Below are 18,192 nucleotides of genomic sequence, written 5' to 3'. Positions count from 1 at the left end.
CGATCACGTCGCTTCCCCGCCTTCATATTGAACCAGGATATGCCATTCGGCGTAGACCGATGGTCGCGGCGCATTCTCGGCGTTTACCGTGACCTCCCAGGTACAGCGGGCATGCGCGGGTTTTGTTTCGGTCACCTGTGTCAATGCAAAACTGGCCGATACCCGCGATCCTGCCACAACCGGGGCGGTGAAGCGGATCTTGTCGAAACCATAATTCAATGCCATGACAGTACCGGGAAAGGCCATGCAACTTGTCTGCCAGTAGGTCAGCAGCGACAGTACGAGAAAACCGTGTGCAATGGTGTGCTGGGACGGTGACTGCGTCTTGGCCCGCTCCGGGTCTACATGAATCCACTGGTGATCGTGCGTCACGTGCGCAAATCGATTAATCATCTCCTGCTCAATGAGCAGCGGTGCCGATGCGATGGCCGGCTGCCCGACAAATCGGTCAAGTGCGGCAACGCAATCGAATTTCTGTATGGCGCAAGCGCTGGAGGGGGCAGTTGTCATGGCAAGAATATCAGTAAGCAGAGCGCAGTGGGCGCTGCGCAGATTTTGGCGCAGGCGGCAGTCAGGCTCTCTGCGGGCTGGACGAATGGCTTGTCTTTACTTTTAACTGACAGAGTCTGACGACGCAGTGCGCGTCGTTGGCCCGCGTGTCCGGCTGTATGCCTGCGCCTTGGCAATTTCGTGGCGTAACTGGTCGAATCCGGTGGCTGGGACCGTTTCGTTCTGGCGATCGGCAATGTCTTCAAGCCGATCCAGCAACACGTCGGCCGAGCGTTCGCTCTCGTTCAGATATATGCCATGTGTCATGGTGATGTTCGCCTGTTCAACGCTGCCAGCTCCTGCCATCAGGATGGTGCGGTTGGGGGCGTTCTCTGCGACAAGCGCAACAAGGGCCGGGCTGACCGATGCCGGCGACAGCATGTCCAGGGTTTGCTGCTCCAGCAGCCCCGCTGTCATGGCTGTGGCTGCCGTGGGGGCAAGGCAGTTCACATGCACGCCATTGCGTTCGCCTTCCTGCGCCAGTGTCTGCATCAGGCCGACCAGCGCCATTTTGGCGGCACCGTAGTTGGCCTGCCCGAAATTACCGTAAAGTCCCGAAGAAGAGGTCGTCATCACGATACGGCCATAGTTCTGATCGCGCATCCTGTTCCACACGGCATGGGTGCAGTGTACCGACCCCATCAGATGCACGTCCAGCACCAGCCGGAAATCCTCCAGGGTCATCTTGGCAAAGCTTTTGTCACGCAGGATGCCGGCATTGTTCACCAGAATATCGACACGACCCCACTGCGCAACTGCTTGTTCGACCATCGCCTTAACCTGGTCTGGATCTGTGACATCGGCGCCATGGGCGATGGCCTCTCCGCCGGCCGCTGCGATGGCCTGGACAACGGCCTGCGCATCCGAACCTGGCTGGTCGGCGCCCATATCGTTGACCAAGACCCTGGCGCCGTGACGGGCAAGTTCGAGTGCGTGGGAACGGCCGAGACCGCGGCCTGCGCCGGTCACGATGGCAATGCGGTTGTGTAGAAGAGGTGTCATGGGGTCTCCGTGTTATACAAATGTTCAGGGGGTCAGGGATGCAGCCATTTCGGCATCGGTTCGGATGACCCCGGCGCGCTCGAGCTGTGCGATGGTGTCCTCGCTCAGGCCCGCTCGCGCCAATATCGAATGGGTATTCTGGCCCAGGCCAGGGGCACCGTCAACCGTGGGCTGTCCGTCCTGGTCGAAAACAAAGCCGATGCCTCGGGTGCGCACGTGGGTGTTGCCCTGATGGAACCGATGGTCTGGAAGATCGACGCAGTCGGTGGTATCGACCTCGTGAAGAAACTCTTCGAGCTTTCTGACTTTGGCTGCGGGGACCCCGGCGTCGCTTAGCAGCACTTCCAGTTGTATTGCGCTGCGGGTGGCGAAAGCCGCTTGCAGACGCGTCGTCACATAATGAGTGTCATTGGCCACGACAAATCCGCTGGGGGCGTTGAAGGCAACAAGCTCAAGCGCGCGTGCATCCTCACACAAATCCTCAACGCCAATCACAGCGGTGAGTTTGCGAAACTGCGCGGGGGTATTGGCGGCAACGGCCAGCCAGCCGTCCGAGCAGCGATACGTATCGGCTGCCGGGCTGCCGGTATACCCGCGATTGCCCACACGTTGAGTAGGCGTGCCGTCGCTCAGATAGGCGCAGGTGTTGGGGTACATGAGCATCAGCGAGGCCTGGACCATGGATGCATCGATGTACTGGCCAACGCCCTCGCGCGCCCTGCGGTGCAGCGACGAGACAATTGACAGCGCAGCCAGTACGCCCACGGCCACGTCAATAACGGGGAAACCCACCTTGATGGGTGGCGCGTCTTCTCCTTCTCCGGACATCATCATCATACCGGTCAGGGCCTGAACGACGTGATCATAAGCGCCACGTTGCGCCCAGGCACCGTGTTGTCCGAAGCCCGAGATGGAGCAGTACACGATGTCTGGCCTGACTTGCCTGATGCTGGCATAGTCCAGACCATACCGGGCGACAACGCCGGGACGGAAGTTTTCTATGAAAACGTCGGCCGATGCGGCCAGTGTACGCAGCAGTTCGGCGCCCTGTTGTGTCCGGATGTCCAGCGCCAGGGACTGCTTGCCGGCGTTGATTGCGGCAAACCCGGTAGGTGTGTCTGTGTCCGTTGCGTCCTTCATCGAGCGCAGCACTTCACCGGCCAGCGGTGGTTCCACCTTGATGACCTCTGCGCCCAGTTGCGCTAGATAGAATGAAGCAAGGGGCCCGGCGATGACATGCGACAGATCCAGTACACGGACGCCTTTTAGCGGTTTGGACATGTATGACTCCGGTCAGCCGACGCTCACGCCGGCAAGTTTGATGATATTGACCCATTTCTGATATTCGCTGCGCACAAACGCGGCATCGGCTTGCGGGCTGGCGCTATGGGCCACGTTAATCCCACCTGCTGCAAACTGGCGTCTGACGGCCTCATCGGCCAGCGCCTTCGTGGTCGCGCTATAAAGCGTATCGACCGCTTGTCTTGGGGCGTTTTTGGGCAGCCAGAAATCAAACCAGAATTCCTGCACCGCCAAATCACTGTTCAAGACCTCGTGCAGCGTGGGAACACCAGGCAGCTCGGACAATGGCTCCCTACTGGTCACAGCCAGCGCGCGCAGCTTGCCGCCCTTGGTCTGCGGAATGGCCGTCCCCGCGATGGTGAACGCAAATTCCGTATCACCACGCAGCAGCGAAAGCGGAATTTCCACTGATCCTTTAAATGGCACATGCGTGGCTTTTGCCTTGAGCAAAGACACGAAGGTCGCGCCGCCAAGATGGGCTGCCGAACCAACGCCGCCGGAACCGTAATTCATTTTACCGGGATTGGCCGTCAATGCGGCTATCAGGTCCTGCACGGTACGGTACGGTGAGCTGGCTGCCACGACCAGCACGCTGGGGGATGTGCCCATAATGGTGACCGGAATGAAATCGTTGACAGGATCAAAGTTCAGTTTGGGCTGCAGTATCTTCTGAATTAAGTGAGAATTGGATCCCATGAGCACTGTGTAGCCATCGGCGGGCGCATGGGCAACATGCTGGGCAGCCAGTACACCGCCCGCACCCACCTTGTTTTCCACTACGATGGGTTGTCCCAGAGCAGCGCCCAGCACAGGGCCAAACTGTCGCATCATGATGTCCGGCCCGCCTCCGGCCGGGTAGGGAACAACGACACGTACTGCTCTTGAAGGATAGGTTTGCGCAGCCTGCGATGCTGCAGTTCCGACCAACAGGCCTGCGCCCAGGGCGCCAAGGCAAAATTTTCGGCGATGCATGGTTGTCTCCTTATAATGCATCAAGAGTAGACGATCGCAGTGAATAGAAAAAGTGATATATTTTCATATACCGATAACTTTATGTTTGATACCTTTGGGCAATAATATTGATTGAACCTGACTATCTGGTCGCCAAGCTGCGCTTTCGGCATCTGCGTCTGCTTACGGAAGTACATAACCGAGGCAGTTTGCGGGCCGCAGCGCAGGCGCTGAGCCTGACGCAACCGGCATTGAGCAAGGCGTTGACGGAAATCGAGAGTGCCTTTGGTTTTGCCCTGTTCTCACGCACTGCGCGTGGTCTAACGCCAACAGCGCAGGGTGAAGTGGTGCTGCGCGGCGCCACGATGCTTTTGCACGAGCTGTCTCATCTTCGTGCAGAGGCCATCTCGGCCGATCGCTTTGCAACCAAAATCCGTATCGGTGCACCGCCATTCGTGGCGCAAACCTATCTGCCGGGCGTGATTGCCAAGCTGGTGCAAGGTGAAGCGCCCGTGCGGGTGCAATTGCTTGAAGAACGAGTGCCAGCCCTGATCGGCGCGCTCCAGCGAGGAGAACTGGATGCGCTCATCACCACCTTCCCCCAGCAAATGCTGGCCAGCGACGCTGACGCATTTGAATACATCAAGTTGTTCGAGGTGCAGTTTGCCGTGGTGGCATCCGTGGGACATCCACTGGTCCGTTCGCGACGCGTGGACTGGGCCCGTTTGGCAAAGGAGCGCTGGGTGATGCCTGCCGAAGGATCGATGGGACGCAAGCTGATCGAAGATTGCTTTACCCATGCCGGCGTGCCTGCCCCTTTGCCGGTGATCGAATCGACCAGCCCGACTACCAGTCTGCAGTTTGTCTCGGCAGGCTTGGGCATCGGTATCGTGCCCGATGTTGCGCTTCTTCATCACAGCACATTGCAGACAGGACCCGTCAGGCAGCTGCGCGTGGTGCCCGAGCCCCATTCGAGTGCCGTGGCACTGATCTGTCGTGCAGGCGCGATCAACCCCCGGGTGGCTTTGCTCAAATCGGCGCTGGAACTGTAGGTCGTGTGAGGGCGAGATAAGGTATTTGAGTCGGCTGCATAGGCAGCGCTGCGCCGGCTCACCGTTCCAGGCAGATTCAATGGTGGGCACAGAACACCGATGTGGCCGACAGCCCCGGATTTGTCAGCGAAGAACAACGACGTAATTAACAGGTGTTATGTGCAGTGTGCATGGCGGCCAGGGCATACAAAAGGCAAAGGCTCGTTCATGCAAGAAATGCCAGTGTCAATTCGTTGTCTAGTGCGACGACACAAATTCCGACGCCGGATGCGAGGGCGGTACGGCAAAGCTTTCCCGCATGCGCTTTGCCTCTTCGGATGGCGGTAACCCGAACAGACGTTTGAATTCGCGATTGAACTGCGACGAGCTTTCGTATCCCACTGAATGGCTCGCCGCAGACGCGGTAACGCCTTGTCGAACCATGAGCAATCGGGCCTGGTGCAATCTTATCGATTTAACGTATTGCATGGGGGAAGTGTGAGTAATGGCCTTGAAATGGCTATGAAAGGTTGGGACGCTCATGCCGGCTTCATTTGCCAGTTGTGAAAGATTCAGCGGTTGCGCATAGGTGGTATGAATACGGCTTAGGATTTTGCCAATTTTCCCGAATTGCCCGCGCATTGCCAGCGCCGAACGCAGGACATTGCCCTGAGCGCCCGTAAGTATTCGGTAGTAGAGCTCACGCATCAGAGTGGGTCCAAGTACTGCGGCCTCCACAGGTGTGCTCATTGCTTCAAGGAAACGCAGTAGTGAAGCGCGCATTGCCGGATCCATGGGACTGGACATCATGCTCTCGGGGGCGACTATTGACAATGGTGCCCCATGATTGTCGATCTCTATCGACAGATCGGCGGCAAGCTGAAAATCCAAGTGTATATAGATGGCCAGAAGTGGGTGCTCTGGCGACGCATCCGTTTCCATCACAAAGGGAACCGGTACCGAGACGGCAAGATAATGCTGTTCGTCATACAGATAGGTCTGATTGCCGAAATAGCCTTTTTTGGTACCCTGGCAGACAATAACGATGCCCGGGTCGTAAAGAACCGGTGTGCGTGCAAGTGGGCGATTCGAGCGCAGAAAGCGTACGTCGGGAAGGCTGCTCAGGTTATAGCCTTCCTTTGGCGCCAACGTCAAAAGCAGGCTGGTCAAGCGCTCTCGAGTGCAAGGCGGGGAGAGAGAAGTGTTTTTTTGATGGTGCATGGAACAACGAAATCATAGTAATAGGCAATAAAAAGAGAAGATTTGGACTAAAACTCAATGCCATTTGAGAATAGTATGCATGCATGTATTAACAAAAGGGAGTATTTCCATGTCCACATCAAAAATTGTTTTCATCACCGGTGTCAGTAGCGGCTTTGGCCGTGCATTAGCTCGGGAAGCACTCAACAGCGGCCATCGCGTGGTGGGAACGGTGCGCAATGTAGAAGCAAAGGCGTCGTTTGAAGCACACGGCCCTGGCGCTTTCGCACGATTGCTCGACGTGACAGACTTTGCAGCGATAGACGAGGTAATCGATGAGGTTCAAGCCAATATTGGCCCGATTGACGTACTTGTCAACAATGCAGGTTATGGGCATGAAGGTGTATTGGAAGAATCCGCGCTGGACCAAATGAAGCGTCAGTTTGACGTCAACGTCTATGGTGCGGTGGCAATGATAAAGGCGGTACTTCCCTGTATGCGCAAACGTCGTTGCGGACATATTATCAACATTACGTCCATGGGCGGATTCATTACCATGCCCGGTATCGCGTACTACTGTGGCAGCAAGTTTGCACTGGAAGGAATTTCTGAAGTGTTGAGTAAAGAAGTAAGCCATTTTGGTATTGCTGTTACTGCCGTGGCGCCAGGCTCTTTTCGTACTGACTGGGCTGGAAGATCGATGGTCAGAGCGCCTCGCAGCATTCCGGACTATGACGCAGTGTTTGATCCAATACGCAAGGCGCGTCAGGACAAAAGCGGCCAGCAACTGGGAGACCCCATCAAGGCGGCGCGCGCCATACTGGCGATCATGAACACTGAAACACCACCGGCGCATTTGTTACTGGGAAGCGACGCACTTGAATTGGTACGCAGCAAACTGAAGGCTTATGCAGCGCAAATCGATGCTTGGGAACAACTGACTCGTTCAACTGATGTGAGCCAATGATTACAGGAATGCCTGCAACTGACACAGGTTCTTCGCCAGAGAATACGCATCCTGGATGCGTGAAGATTGCTTGATGTTGTTTCCATTGACAAGGATCTGTAGCCATGCCAGGATCGTGAATAATGAAGTGGGGTTTGTATTGACCAGCCGAGGACAAACTGCATGTTCGACGGGCCGTTGCGGACGATGAAGCGCGTATTCAGGAGTGCGCCAGGCAGGCTTACGCACGTTACGTTCATCTGATCGGGCAAAAACCTGCACCTATGGTGGCAGACTTCAGAACACAGATTCAGGATGGCGCAATTTATATTGCAACTGACGATTGCGGTGTCTCGGAAGGCTTTATCGTCTTTTATCCGGAAGCGCACTACATGCTTCTGGAAAATGTAGCCCTTTTTTCCGGATGCCACAGGGCGTGGCGTTGGCAAGGCGCTGATCGGCTTTTGTGAAGATGAGGCACGAAGCAGGGGCCTGAGCGCCGTGCATCTTTATCCCAACGAAATGATGGTCGAAAATATCAAAATGTATGCCCGGCTGGGCTACGCAGAAGTGGCTCGACGAACAGAGAACGGAGTCAGCCGCGTATTTTTTGAGAAGACGCTTGGGTAATGAATCCGGTTTTCCATGAAAGGCAACAGGCCGTAAAACCCGGATGTTTATACGGCCTTGGTAAACGTATTATGTGACATGGTCGATCCGGCAGCCTAAAAGCAGGCGTGCGAAGCAAACAATGGCGCCAGACAGCGCCATCGTCGTTCATTCTTCACACGCTCCATGCTGCCTTGGTCGCCAGCGCGCACTCATGCATCACCGTTAACGCACGTTGTGTCGTATCAACGCCCATCACGAAAGGATTGGGCTCGCCCTTTTTCATCTGTGCCAGTTTGATGTCGGCCAGATCCATGCCGCTGTGATTGGACAGGAATACGTCAATGTTCTGCTTGCCTGCCATATCACGCACCCGGGCTGTCGCGTCAATATAAGCCTGTAGCCGTTCCATGCGGTTAGGCTGCTTGCCGAAATTGAACGATGTGCCGCCCCATAGGAAGGCACGGTGGCTTTTGCTGCCGCTTTTGACGTCAAACGCCACCGAGATGGTGCCCATGGTATGGCCCGGTGTCATCACGATGTCGACCGTGGTGTCGCCCAGTGTCAGCTTGGCGCCGTCTTCAACAACCATATCACGTTTGGGCGGGCGTCCCCAACTGGGCACTTCGAACTCCAGCTTGGTTTCCATCATGGTCCAGTCGGCTTCGCTGGCGATGATTTTCGGATGAAAATGCTCCACCAGATAATTGGCGCCGCCGTAGTGATCACCATGGCCGTGCGTGATGACGACCATCTTGATCTGCGCCGGATCCAGGCCCAGCTTGCGCATGCCGGCGACGATCACGTGTTCGGCATCATCAGCGTTGTTCATTGCATCGATCAGGATGATGCCGTCGGATGTGGTAATGGCCCAGGCGCTGACCCATTTGCCGCCGACGAAATACAGGTTATCGAAAGCCTGGCCTGGCGGCGGCGCAGGTTGCGCCATGAGCTCTTCGATCGACGGACGTTTTTTGGCGCTGGCTGGCAAGGCTACGTCACCCAGCTTCAGTAACTGTTTGAGATCGCTGCCGGCGGCGGTGCGCGCTGCCGCCAGATGGCGCTGCACATCAGGCGACTGCGCTGCTGCAGGCGAAATGTTTAACGCATAGGTTGCGCAGCAGGCGCAGCCGGCTGCCAGAAAGTACCGTCTGCCAGATGACGCAACCTCGTTATCGGTGGCGTTGTCATTGTTGTTGATCCATGATCTGAATAGCCGCATTCGTGTCTCCTGTTGTTTTGATCAAGCTCGCGTGCTGCACGACGCAGACCTGCGGTGCCAGTCAATTATAGTCAGATCACGGCCTGCCATGAGGCCACGTTCAATTTTGTTAATGTCTTACTGAATAAATCGTTGGTGATCACGGGCAGTTACAACCATAAACTGGTCGCAGTTTTCTGTTGATAAAAATAACGTTAAGACAACCATCGGGCAAGCGACTGGGCCGGATTTGGCAGCTATAATTGTGCCGACATTTCCAACCATTCGCAGTTCACGATCTATAGGGATTAATTCGATGAGTAAAGCCGCAATCGTAGCCGGTGTTGTTATTGCTGCCGGCGCAGTCTGGACCGGATCAAGCTGGTATCTGGGTACGCAGATCCAGGAGCGGCTTGACGACTATCTGGTTAAAACCAACGACTATCTGAAAAAAGAAGGCGAAGAACGAATCAGTGTAGAAGCGGTCAGTTATGACAAGGGCGTTTTCTCGTCTGACGCGGTATATACAGTCAATATGACCTTTCCGGAAATGTCAGCCCTGCCACAGGAAGTTCTGCTCAACAGCCACATTGAACACGGGCCGATATCGCTCAGTGCCTTGTTGCGGGGCGAATTTGTCACCGGATACGCAACCGCCTCCACAACGCTGGTCAACGACGAAAAGACCAAGCCACTGTATGACGCAGCAGGCGGCAAAGAGCCCTACGCGCAAAGCGATCGCATTGATTTTTCCGGAAATGTGCATTCCATCGCCAAGTTAGAGGCACTGGATGCGACATTTGGAAAGACTGTTGTGAAATCCCAGCCGGTTACGGCAACAACGTTCGTAAACAAGGACTTTACCAAGGTTGATATGACGTTCGATATGCCAGGGGCAACCCAGCTAAACTACGCCGACGTCGATTTTTCTCTGGAAAACGTGACGGGCCAGGGCAGTTCCAGCAAAACTGCTTCAGGACTGTTCGTTGGACCGGCAGTGTTGAATATTGGCAGGCTTGAAATCAAGCCAAAGAACGATAAAACGCTGTCAATAGCCGATTTCAAGGTTGATGTGAAAACGGAAGAAGTGGATGATTTCCTGAACCTGAACGTCGGCTACGAGCTTGGCAACATACTGGCAAACGATGTCGATTTTGGTGCCATCAAGTTAAACGTAGCCTTCGATCATCTTGACCGCCAGGCCGTGGAAAAATTCAGGCAACAGGCTGGCTCGCTCAATCTTACGCCAGACAACTTTGAGCAGCAGGGCGAGCAAATTGAACAGTATTATGCAGAACTGTTCACCACCCTGATACGCCAGAAGCTGCAAGTACGTGTTTCTCCTTTCTCATGGAAGACAGTAAACGGGGAAGGTTCACTGGAGGCTTCCGCCAATTTTGATGGAGCTGGCCAGCCTGAGGGACAGACCATGGAAGACAGCCAGTTTCTGGCCGAGGCGCTGAAAAAAGTGCAATTTGCTCTGAAAGCCGACACCCGTCTGATCCGTGATGTGGTCTCGGGCGGTGCACAGGTCAGCGGAGTAAAAGACAAGGAAGCGGCCGACAAGAAAGGGGATGATCTTGCCAGCATGGCTGGGCTCATGGCACAGATGTCGGGTCTTGGAAAACTCGAGAACGATGTGATCAGCAGCGATATCGCTTACGATTCGGCCATGAAGCCAGAAGAACAAATCACGCTGAATGCCGAGAAAATGAGCCTGCAGGAATTGGCCGCTAAAGCGGGTTCTGCAGTCTCCGGCACTCCTCGCTGATTGCTTTTGGCGAGGTATCCCGGCGTGACCGGTGGCTTTCCGGGGCCACCCGCATCTGCTTTCGGCCCAGGGGTATAGCCGCTGGCCAAGCGATTCGCCGTCTATCGGGTTATTGATCGGCCGGTTGCGCCGGCTTTGCAATGACCTTGATCTCGAAGTCAAAGCCGTAGAGCCAGGTGACGCCAACGGCAGTCAGTGTCGGATAAGGGGCCTGGCCCCAATACTCCGGTACGACTTTCCAGATGGTTTCGAATTTCGATTGCGGATCGACCATGAAAACCGTCACGTCAATCACGTCTTCGAAACTGCTGCCCGCTGCCTTCAGGATACCGTTCAGGTTATCAAATGCGCGGCGCACCTGCGCCTCCAGATCCGGTTCAGGTGAACCATCTTCCCGACTGCCGACCTGACCCGAAACGAATAAAAAACCATTGGCCCGAATCGCTGGTGAATAGTGATTTCTGTCATACAGTGCCTGACGCCCAGGCGGAAAAACGACATCGCGTTTTGTCATAGCTTCTCTCCATTAATGAGTCTGGCAGACTCGACAACAACAATAAAGTGATTCTATGTTTTCCGGTTTGACGGATAAACAGGCAAATCTGTCCATCACTGTTTGTAAAATACAAACAATCCTATTACCTGGGAACATACATGGACCGATTCGATGCGATGTGGGCATTTGCCCGAGTGGTGGAAACCGGCAGTTTTACCAAGGCGGCAGAGACGCTGCACATGAGCCGAACCAGCGTCACGCAATTGGTGCAGCAGCTGGAGGCGCGTCTGCGTGTCCGTCTGCTTAACCGGACCACACGCAAGGTCAACGTGACCGCCGATGGCGCTGCCTACTACGAGCGCGTGATCAGGTTGCTGGCCGATATGGACGATGCTGAAACCAGCTTGTCCAGTGCTGCGGCATTGCCCCGGGGGCGGCTGCGAGTCGATGTCCCCAGTCCGTTTGCACGCATGGTGCTGGTGCCGGCGCTGCCGGCATTTCATGCCCGGTACCCTGATATACAGCTCGATATGGGCGTGAGCGACCGTGTGGTGGATCTGATTGATGACAATGTCGATTGTGTTGTCCGTGGAGGCGAACTCACCGATCTGTCCCTGATGGCCCGGCATATCGGCGACTTGCAACTTGGTATTTATGCCGCGCCGGAGTATCTGGCGCGGGTCGGCGTACCGCAGCATCCGCAGGAACTGAATACCCCGGACCATCACGTCGTGGCGTTCCTGTGGGCTCGCAGTGGCAAGGCGCTGTCGCCCACCCTGCGCTATCGCGATGAACGCGTCACCATACAGGGTCGGTACATCCTTTCCGTTGATGATGGCAATGCCTACCTGGCAGCCGGCCTGGCCGGCCTGGGAGCACTTTGGCTGCCTGATTACATGTCCCGCGAGCATGTGGCAACGGGCCAGTTGATCCCCTTGTTGCAGGAATGGGAGCTGGATCCGATGCCCATGTATGTCGCTTATCCACCCAATCGGCATGTCAGTGCGAAGCTGCGCGTGTTTATTGACTGGGTTGCACAGCTCATGGCGGCACATGCGCCCGTCGCGCAGCGCAAGATGTCATAAGCCCTGGATCCTTCTGCAAAGCGTCAAGCCAGTATGTTGTTGGTTGCGCGCATCATGAATCGGACAAAGCACTGGTACGAGCAAAAATAGTGTTAAATTGCCAATCATCGCGTTGCCCACGTCGGGGGGCGCGCTGACCGGGCTGAATCAGCTAGCCCAGCCGATACCGACGCGAACGGCAGCAAGGATTCATTCCCATGGCAATAAAACTGGCCCTCCCTGGACAAACAAGGGAATGGGATCGTCATCTGATGGCGGTTATTGCTTCGCTTGGCCTTACACAAATCATCGGCTATGGCACCCTGTACTATGCCTTCAGTATTCTCGCATCGGATATGGCTGCAGACCTGGGCTGGTCGGTTGAGTGGGTTTTTGGCGTCCTGTCTGCGGCGCTGCTCGCTGGCGGCTTGATGGCGCCCTGGATAGGCATATGGATAGACCGGTTCGGAGCAGGACGCGTCATGACGCTGGGCTCGGGATTGGCCGCCGTGGCGCTCATTGCGTGCGCAACGGCCACGAATCATATTGTATTTGTGATTGCCCTGATCGCAATTGAAATAACCGCAAATTTGGTGCAGTACGCGGCAGCATTCGCACTACTGGTGCAGAAGTATCCGCTGACGGCTCAGCGCAGCATAACTTACCTAACGTTGATCGGCGGTTTTGCCTCCACTATTTTCTGGCCCATCACAACGGCGTTGCATGCGCAGCTATCGTGGCAGAATGTTTATTATATTTTTGCGGCCATCAATCTGCTTGTCTGCCTGCCCATCCATGCCTGGCTGGCGCGTGGCGCCCGGCAAGGCAAGGCCAGAATAGAATCCGAAGTAAAAGTGTTGTCAGGCCGGCTGGTGGGCCCGGCCCGGCACACCGGCTTTGTGCTAATGGTGATCGCGTTCGCGCTGCAATCGCTGGTTGCATCGGCCATATTGGTGCACATGGTGCCGCTGCTGTCAGGCCTGGGACTGGGCGCAACGGCTGCGCTGGTGGGCACGCTCTTTGGTCCCGCTCAAGTGCTCAGCCGGCTCACCAATATGGTCTTTGGCGGCAATCTGTCGCCAGTGACGCTTGCCACCGTTGCCTCTGCGCTCATGTGTACTGCCATCGCCGTGCTTAACAGCAGTGCGCCCAGTGTCGCCGGCGCGATCACTTTTGCAATTTTATTCGGCCTGGGCAACGGCTTGTTCAGTATCGTTGCAGGTACCTTGCCACTGGTGCTTTTTGGCAGCCAGGGCTACGGCAGATTGCAGGGGAAAATCACGTCCGCACGCTTGACCGTTTCCGCCGTCGCGCCTTTCGCCCTGGCATTCGGGATGATCAATATTGGCATTCAGTGGGCGCTGGCAATCACCATGGCTTTGGGGGCGGGGGCGATTGTTGCGTACGTGCTGATCATGCGACTGGTGCCCAAAGTGCAATGATACGGTGCGTTGCGCTATGGTTTTACACAGTGCGTTCGCACAGGCCTTCTACCTGGGGTACATGGGACTCGGTGGCGCTTTGTGCGTTCTTTGGCAAGGACATCGGAGAATGCGTGCAACCAGGCAAGTCCGGCGCCTTCGTACTCCCCGGATGTCTGGCGACAGAAGATGTATCCATGAGGGGAATCAGATCAAGATAAGTTTTCATCGTGTTGTACATACTGAAACGGTGCTATTTCTGCAACGATTGCGTTAAAAAAATGCGGCAATGGCAGCCTGCTACCTATATGAGGTTGCGTGTTCGCCAATACCGCTCAGATCAGATGAGGGTGTCAAGCGATATTGGTCGTGCGACGGCCGTCCGGAACCATCAAAAATAACCCGGAAGACCGCACCAGGATTGGCTGCATCGACCGATATGGTCCAGCCATGCGCCTGGGCAATCTGCTGGCAAATGGCCAGTCCCAGCCCTGATCGACCATCGCTGTCTGCACCTCGCCAAAACCGACGGAATACCATGGGTAAGTCATTTTGATCAATGCCAGGCCCGTAATCACGCACAGTAACCCCGTTTTCATCATGCAGAACCTGTACGTTGGTTCCGGGTGGTGCATGCTGAATGGCGTTCTCCAGCAGATTGCGGATGAGAATGGTCAGTGCTGCACTGTCGGCTTTGATCAGCATCGGGCTTGCCAGCGCATTGGTATTGATCGCCACATCACGACTGTCGGCCAGCCGGTCAAGCTTGGCGATGGCGTCTGCTGCAACCATGGCCGGGTCTGTTTCGGCCATGATGTAATTATGGGGTTCGCTGCATTCGGCCAGTTGCAACAACTGCTGAATCTGGCGTGACATGGCGTCGATATCGGAAAGTAGCTGGGCACGGTCGCTTGAGTCGCCCAGTTCGACCGTGCCACGCATCAGTGCCAGCGGCGTTTTGAGTTCGTGGGCAGTGGTGGCCAGAAATTCCTGCTGGACGCGATAGCCGTTGGCAAGTCTATCAAGGGCGCCATTAAACGCAGTGATCAGCGGCACCAGCTCACAGGGCAGACTCTCGGTCGCCAGTCTGGCTTGCAAATTTCCGGGATTGATACGCGATGCGGCCAGCGATACCTTTTGTACCGGTTTCATCAGGCGACAGATGGTGCATAGTACGATGGCACTGAAAATTAACAAGGCAACGAGGGTCATGATCAGCGTTGTTAGGCGCACGGTACCGCCGTCATTTTGAGTCAGTGCCTGCTGAAAGCGCTCGCTGCGGGCAACCTGCACATAATATTGCGGACCAGGCCTGGTGAGCGCGAATGTGGCTACATGGAGTAAATTGCTGTCCGGCGCCAGGTCAAATCTTTTTAACTGCGGGTTAAAAGGCTGTCCAGTGGGCGCAAACGCATGGGCGCCGTCGTCCGATGCAAGTAGCACGTTACCTTGCGCATCAACCACGCGATAGACGGCATCATCTTTCAGAACCTCGAAAACGCTGGATAAGCCTGGATTTACGTTGATTGCAATGGGTTTGTCTGCAGAGTCAAAGACCAGGCCATCAGTCAGTTGCCGTTCGTTTCCGGCAAAATCAGCTTCCAGCATCACTCGCGGGAAATAGGTAATGACTACGTGAGAAAGAATTGCGACAAATGCTGTTGTGATAATCAGTGCAATAGTGGTGGTAAAAAGCAGCTTTCCGGTCAGGCTATCGAGTTTCATCGTCAGTCTTTTGAAGGGCAAAGCCTTTGCCGCGCAGATTTACAATTTGCGTGAAGGACCCCGCCGCCAGAATTTTGCGGCGCAGACGATGTACCGCGACATCCAGTGCGTTGGGTGTGACGCCTTCTCCGAGGCCCCAGCCGGCCGCTTCGAGACGGCTTCGCTGGACCACCTGGCCCGCAGCCTGAACTAATGCCAGCAGGATCTGCAGTTCTGCCGGGGCCAGAGGCGTAGACATGTTCCCGTAGTTCATGCAGCCGCGCGCCGTGTGTACGGAAATACCGGCAAATGCCGGCTCAAGGCTTGCCAATATAAGTGGACGACGCATCAGTGCGCGCACCCGGGCGACCAGTTCCTCTAACGAAAAGGGTTTGGGAAGATAGTCGTCTGCACCCGACTCCAGTCCTTCAATGCGATCATGAATGGCATCCCTTGCCGTGACCATCAGGCAGGGCGTTGCATTGCCATCGGCACGCAGGCGCCTGACCAGGTTAAGGCCATCGCCATCTGGCACACTGCGATCAACCACGAATACGCCGTATAAGCCAGGTGCCATGGCTGGCCAGACGGAGTCCAGGCGTTCGAAAACGTCTGCCTCAATGCCGGCAGCCGCCAGGGCTTTGCACATGAGCACGGCCATGCGCGGATTGTCTTCCAGGATTGCAATACGGTTCGATGACATGTCTTTTTCAGAATCTATACAGGTAGCCCATTCGTAGAGATGGAGAGGTACTGCGCCGCACCAGCGGACTATCGGTTACACCGGAACCCCAACGCTTTACCCCAACGTCCAGGAATAGATTCTGATGTCTGGTGAGGGCGTAATCTATTCTGATACCCGCGTTGACATTGGTGCTGGATTTTCCTTCGTAACGAGTGCGCTCTGCATTGAATTCACTGTCTTTGACACCGAAGTAATAATCCACATCCTTGCTATCGGACCATTGAACACCGGCGTAAGGCGTGATATGAATTTGATTGGTCGCTTCGAACGAACGTTCCACCGCCAGTTTAATACGATTCCCCTTGCTCTTGCCCAGGGCGCGCATCCATTCGAGTGAAACATCGGCAACGCCGCTATGCCATGTGGTGCCCAGTCCCAGCCATAACCCCCCTTCGCGCTTGTCCATACCTGAAAGGTAGGAAGAGTCAGATGATTTATAACCATCGCCCAACGCGTATCTGGCCCGGATCGAAAAATCGACGGGGCCGGCAGAGGGTAGTTTGGCGTCGAAGGTCGTGCCAAAAAGCCGTACGTATCGATTCTGAAATCCCAGCAGGGGGATTGCGCTGGTATCATTTCCCACGCCGCGATACGGACTACGCTCTATGCCAACCCCGGCGCCCAGGCTCCATTGCGATTCGTTTTCCTGCGTATAGTCAGGGGTTCGCAGGCCTTGGGCCTGAGCCGCTGCCGGGCCGACGCAGGCCAGCAAAGCGGCGGTCAGAATTCGTGTTGTGCGAGCGTTTCGCGGTTGCATATATTTCCCCTGATCAACTTGGAATGCAGATTGTCTGGCTATTTCTATTACCCGATCCTTACTGCGGGAAGGAAATTTGCAACAGGCCGGCAAAGTGCAAACGAGATTTGAGGAGTGTTTTCAGCGGTTTATTGGGTTCGCGACCCAGGACAGGCATGTACAAATTTCTGAACAGATTATTGAACCGCTGACAGGTAATCACATCGCCACGTGCCTGACACTCGCTTTCTTTTCCTTTGTGTCGCTATCGTCATATGTTGCCGCGCACTACTGCAGGTTTATAAATCGCCAACATTACATGACACGATGCAATGGCAAATCCAGCCTATCTTGATACGACGCGAGCTACCGATTATGATGCTTGTTTTGAGTTAACGTTAACAGGAAGATTTCATGACAAACGGCATTATGCTCGGCGCTCCATCGTCAACACCAGCGGTAGTGGTAGGAGCCGGCACCATGGGGGCAGATGTCGCTGTCGTGCTGCTGCGCGCACGCTGCCCGGTGCATCTTATCGAGACCCGTACCCAGGCTCATCAGCAGATCAGGGAACGCATTGCCGCCAATCTGGAGCAAATCAACTGCGCCGGCAATCTGGAACTGCTGACCATGGTGGCGACGCTGGAGGCAGTGGATTGGCAGAATGTTCAACTGGTCATCGAATGCATCCCGGAAAAACTCGATTACAAACGTGAACTTTTCAAGTCTTTGTCGGCCCTTGCGCGGCCGGATACGGTGCTGGCCAGCAATAGCTCAAGCTTTCCCATCAGCCAGATCGCTGAAGGCCTGCCGCAACGGGAGCGGATGATCGGGTTGCATTTTTTCATGCCGGCGCACATCGTGCCGCTGGTGGAGGTCGTACTGGGTCCCGATACGGATCAGCAGGTTGCCGACGGCCTTGCCACGCTGATGCGTCGTTGCGGGTCGGTGCCGATCATGGTTCGCAAGGACGTGCCTGGCTTTGTCGCCAACCGTCTTCAACATGCGTTGGGTCGCGAAGCGTTTTCGATGATACAGGAAGGCATCGTCACGCCGCAGGACATCGACAATGCGGTGCGGTTCGGTTTTGGCTTTCGCTACATCGCGGCTGGCCCGATCATGCAAAAAGAGCATGCAGGCCTGGATGTGCACGCTGCTGCGGCCGCTACGATCTATCCGACACTCTCCAATGTAAGCGAACCGCCCTCGGTGCTGGCCGACAAGCCCGGCCAGGGCCAGTTGGGCATGAAGTCGGGTCAGGGGTTTTACGACTGGACACCAGAGCAGATTGCCGTGGAGCGGGCCCGCTACGATAAGGCCCTGCGCACCGGGTTGAGCATTCTGGCTGCAGACCTGCCCGAGATCGAGCCTTAATCGATTAACGCATCTTCTGCCGCGAATGCGGCTGTTCAGACAAATGCGCCGGTATGAAGGCAGGGCGTCGCAGGGCATGCGGCAATGACA

17 protein-coding genes and 1 pseudogene are annotated in these 18,192 nt (G+C 55.7%); 7 read left to right on the top strand and 11 right to left on the bottom strand.

The features are described from left to right. Window positions 1-3 precede the first annotated feature (3 nt). The 4 genes from ACTIKR_RS15580 to ACTIKR_RS15565 form a co-directional block, all read right to left on the bottom strand. Complete coding sequence (locus tag ACTIKR_RS15580) at window positions 4-510, bottom strand: MaoC family dehydratase (RefSeq protein ID WP_442328300.1); 507 nt, start codon at window positions 508-510, stop codon at window positions 4-6. Window positions 511-612: 102 nt separating this feature from the next. Further along, a complete protein-coding gene (locus ACTIKR_RS15575; RefSeq protein ID WP_442328299.1) occupies window positions 613-1,551 on the bottom strand; it encodes an SDR family NAD(P)-dependent oxidoreductase in 939 nt (312 codons plus the stop codon). 24 nt (window positions 1,552-1,575) lie between these two features. Further along, a complete protein-coding gene (locus ACTIKR_RS15570) occupies window positions 1,576-2,832 on the bottom strand; it encodes a CaiB/BaiF CoA transferase family protein (RefSeq protein WP_442328298.1) in 1,257 nt (418 codons plus the stop codon). 12 nt (window positions 2,833-2,844) lie between these two features. Then, a complete protein-coding gene (locus ACTIKR_RS15565) occupies window positions 2,845-3,825 on the bottom strand; it encodes a Bug family tripartite tricarboxylate transporter substrate binding protein (protein ID WP_442328297.1) in 981 nt (326 codons plus the stop codon). A gap of 107 nt (window positions 3,826-3,932) precedes the next feature. On the opposite strand from ACTIKR_RS15565, the gene ACTIKR_RS15560 reads away from it, so the two are divergent. Continuing rightward, window positions 3,933-4,856, top strand: coding sequence for a LysR family transcriptional regulator (locus tag ACTIKR_RS15560; RefSeq protein ID WP_442328296.1), 924 nt, complete (start codon window positions 3,933-3,935; stop codon window positions 4,854-4,856). 237 nt (window positions 4,857-5,093) lie between these two features. On the opposite strand, the gene ACTIKR_RS15555 is transcribed toward ACTIKR_RS15560, so the two are convergent. Further along, window positions 5,094-6,056 carry an AraC family transcriptional regulator gene (locus ACTIKR_RS15555; protein ID WP_193088024.1) on the bottom strand — a complete coding sequence of 321 codons (963 nt, stop codon included), beginning with the start codon at window positions 6,054-6,056 and terminating at the stop codon, window positions 5,094-5,096. Window positions 6,057-6,165: 109 nt separating this feature from the next. Here ACTIKR_RS15555 and ACTIKR_RS15550 point away from each other — a divergent pair, with 109 nt between their 5' ends. Further along, a complete protein-coding gene (locus ACTIKR_RS15550) occupies window positions 6,166-7,002 on the top strand; it encodes an oxidoreductase (RefSeq protein WP_193088025.1) in 837 nt (278 codons plus the stop codon). A 411-nt stretch (window positions 7,003-7,413) separates the two neighbouring features. Then, window positions 7,414-7,611: pseudogene (locus tag ACTIKR_RS15545) on the top strand (GNAT family N-acetyltransferase); the annotation flags it as partial. A 154-nt stretch (window positions 7,612-7,765) separates the two neighbouring features. Here the strand turns inward: ACTIKR_RS15545 and ACTIKR_RS15540 are convergent. After that, a complete protein-coding gene (locus tag ACTIKR_RS15540; RefSeq protein ID WP_442328295.1) occupies window positions 7,766-8,812 on the bottom strand; it encodes an MBL fold metallo-hydrolase in 1,047 nt (348 codons plus the stop codon). A 295-nt stretch (window positions 8,813-9,107) separates the two neighbouring features. Here ACTIKR_RS15540 and ACTIKR_RS15535 point away from each other — a divergent pair, with 295 nt between their 5' ends. After that, complete coding sequence (locus ACTIKR_RS15535; RefSeq protein ID WP_442328294.1) at window positions 9,108-10,562, top strand: YdgA family protein; 1,455 nt, start codon at window positions 9,108-9,110, stop codon at window positions 10,560-10,562. 109 nt (window positions 10,563-10,671) lie between these two features. Here ACTIKR_RS15535 and ACTIKR_RS15530 read toward each other — a convergent pair whose 3' ends face one another. After that, window positions 10,672-11,076 (bottom strand): RidA family protein, encoded by a 405-nt coding sequence (locus ACTIKR_RS15530; RefSeq protein WP_193088039.1) that lies wholly within the window; start codon window positions 11,074-11,076, stop codon window positions 10,672-10,674. A 140-nt stretch (window positions 11,077-11,216) separates the two neighbouring features. Here ACTIKR_RS15530 and ACTIKR_RS15525 point away from each other — a divergent pair, with 140 nt between their 5' ends. Both ACTIKR_RS15525 and arsK read left to right on the top strand, forming a co-directional pair. Then, entirely contained in the window at window positions 11,217-12,143 is a 927-nt protein-coding gene (locus ACTIKR_RS15525) for a LysR substrate-binding domain-containing protein (protein WP_442328293.1), read from the top strand. A gap of 197 nt (window positions 12,144-12,340) precedes the next feature. Beyond that, on the top strand, window positions 12,341-13,564 hold the full coding sequence (gene arsK, locus ACTIKR_RS15520) for an arsenite efflux MFS transporter ArsK (protein WP_193088041.1): 1,224 nt from the start codon (window positions 12,341-12,343) through the stop codon (window positions 13,562-13,564). A 22-nt stretch (window positions 13,565-13,586) separates the two neighbouring features. Here the strand turns inward: arsK and ACTIKR_RS15515 are convergent, their stop codons facing one another. The 4 genes from ACTIKR_RS15515 to ACTIKR_RS15500 all read right to left on the bottom strand — a co-directional run bounded on the left by ACTIKR_RS15515 (window position 13,587) and on the right by ACTIKR_RS15500 (window position 16,749). Further along, window positions 13,587-13,772, bottom strand: coding sequence for a hypothetical protein (locus tag ACTIKR_RS15515; protein ID WP_442328292.1), 186 nt, complete (start codon window positions 13,770-13,772; stop codon window positions 13,587-13,589). Window positions 13,773-13,843: 71 nt separating this feature from the next. After that, on the bottom strand, window positions 13,844-15,268 hold the full coding sequence (locus tag ACTIKR_RS15510) for a HAMP domain-containing sensor histidine kinase (protein ID WP_442328291.1): 1,425 nt from the start codon (window positions 15,266-15,268) through the stop codon (window positions 13,844-13,846). After that, on the bottom strand, window positions 15,255-15,950 hold the full coding sequence (locus ACTIKR_RS15505; RefSeq protein ID WP_442328290.1) for a response regulator transcription factor: 696 nt from the start codon (window positions 15,948-15,950) through the stop codon (window positions 15,255-15,257). The genes ACTIKR_RS15510 and ACTIKR_RS15505 overlap by 14 nt, the downstream gene beginning before the upstream one ends. A 7-nt stretch (window positions 15,951-15,957) precedes the next feature. Further along, window positions 15,958-16,749: a MipA/OmpV family protein gene (locus ACTIKR_RS15500; protein WP_442328289.1), complete on the bottom strand. Its 792-nt coding sequence runs from the start codon at window positions 16,747-16,749 to the stop codon at window positions 15,958-15,960. A gap of 393 nt (window positions 16,750-17,142) precedes the next feature. Here ACTIKR_RS15500 and ACTIKR_RS15495 point away from each other — a divergent pair, with 393 nt between their 5' ends. Continuing rightward, window positions 17,143-18,102 carry a 3-hydroxyacyl-CoA dehydrogenase family protein gene (locus ACTIKR_RS15495; RefSeq protein ID WP_442328288.1) on the top strand — a complete coding sequence of 320 codons (960 nt, stop codon included), beginning with the start codon at window positions 17,143-17,145 and terminating at the stop codon, window positions 18,100-18,102. The last annotated feature ends 90 nt before the right edge of the window (window positions 18,103-18,192 follow it).

It is taken from the genome of Advenella sp. (assembly GCF_052108595.1).
In the GTDB taxonomy this organism is placed as follows: domain Bacteria; phylum Pseudomonadota; class Gammaproteobacteria; order Burkholderiales; family Burkholderiaceae_B; genus Advenella.
Note: the sequence above shows the minus strand (reverse complement) of the source record. Positions and strands in the feature narration are given on the sequence as shown.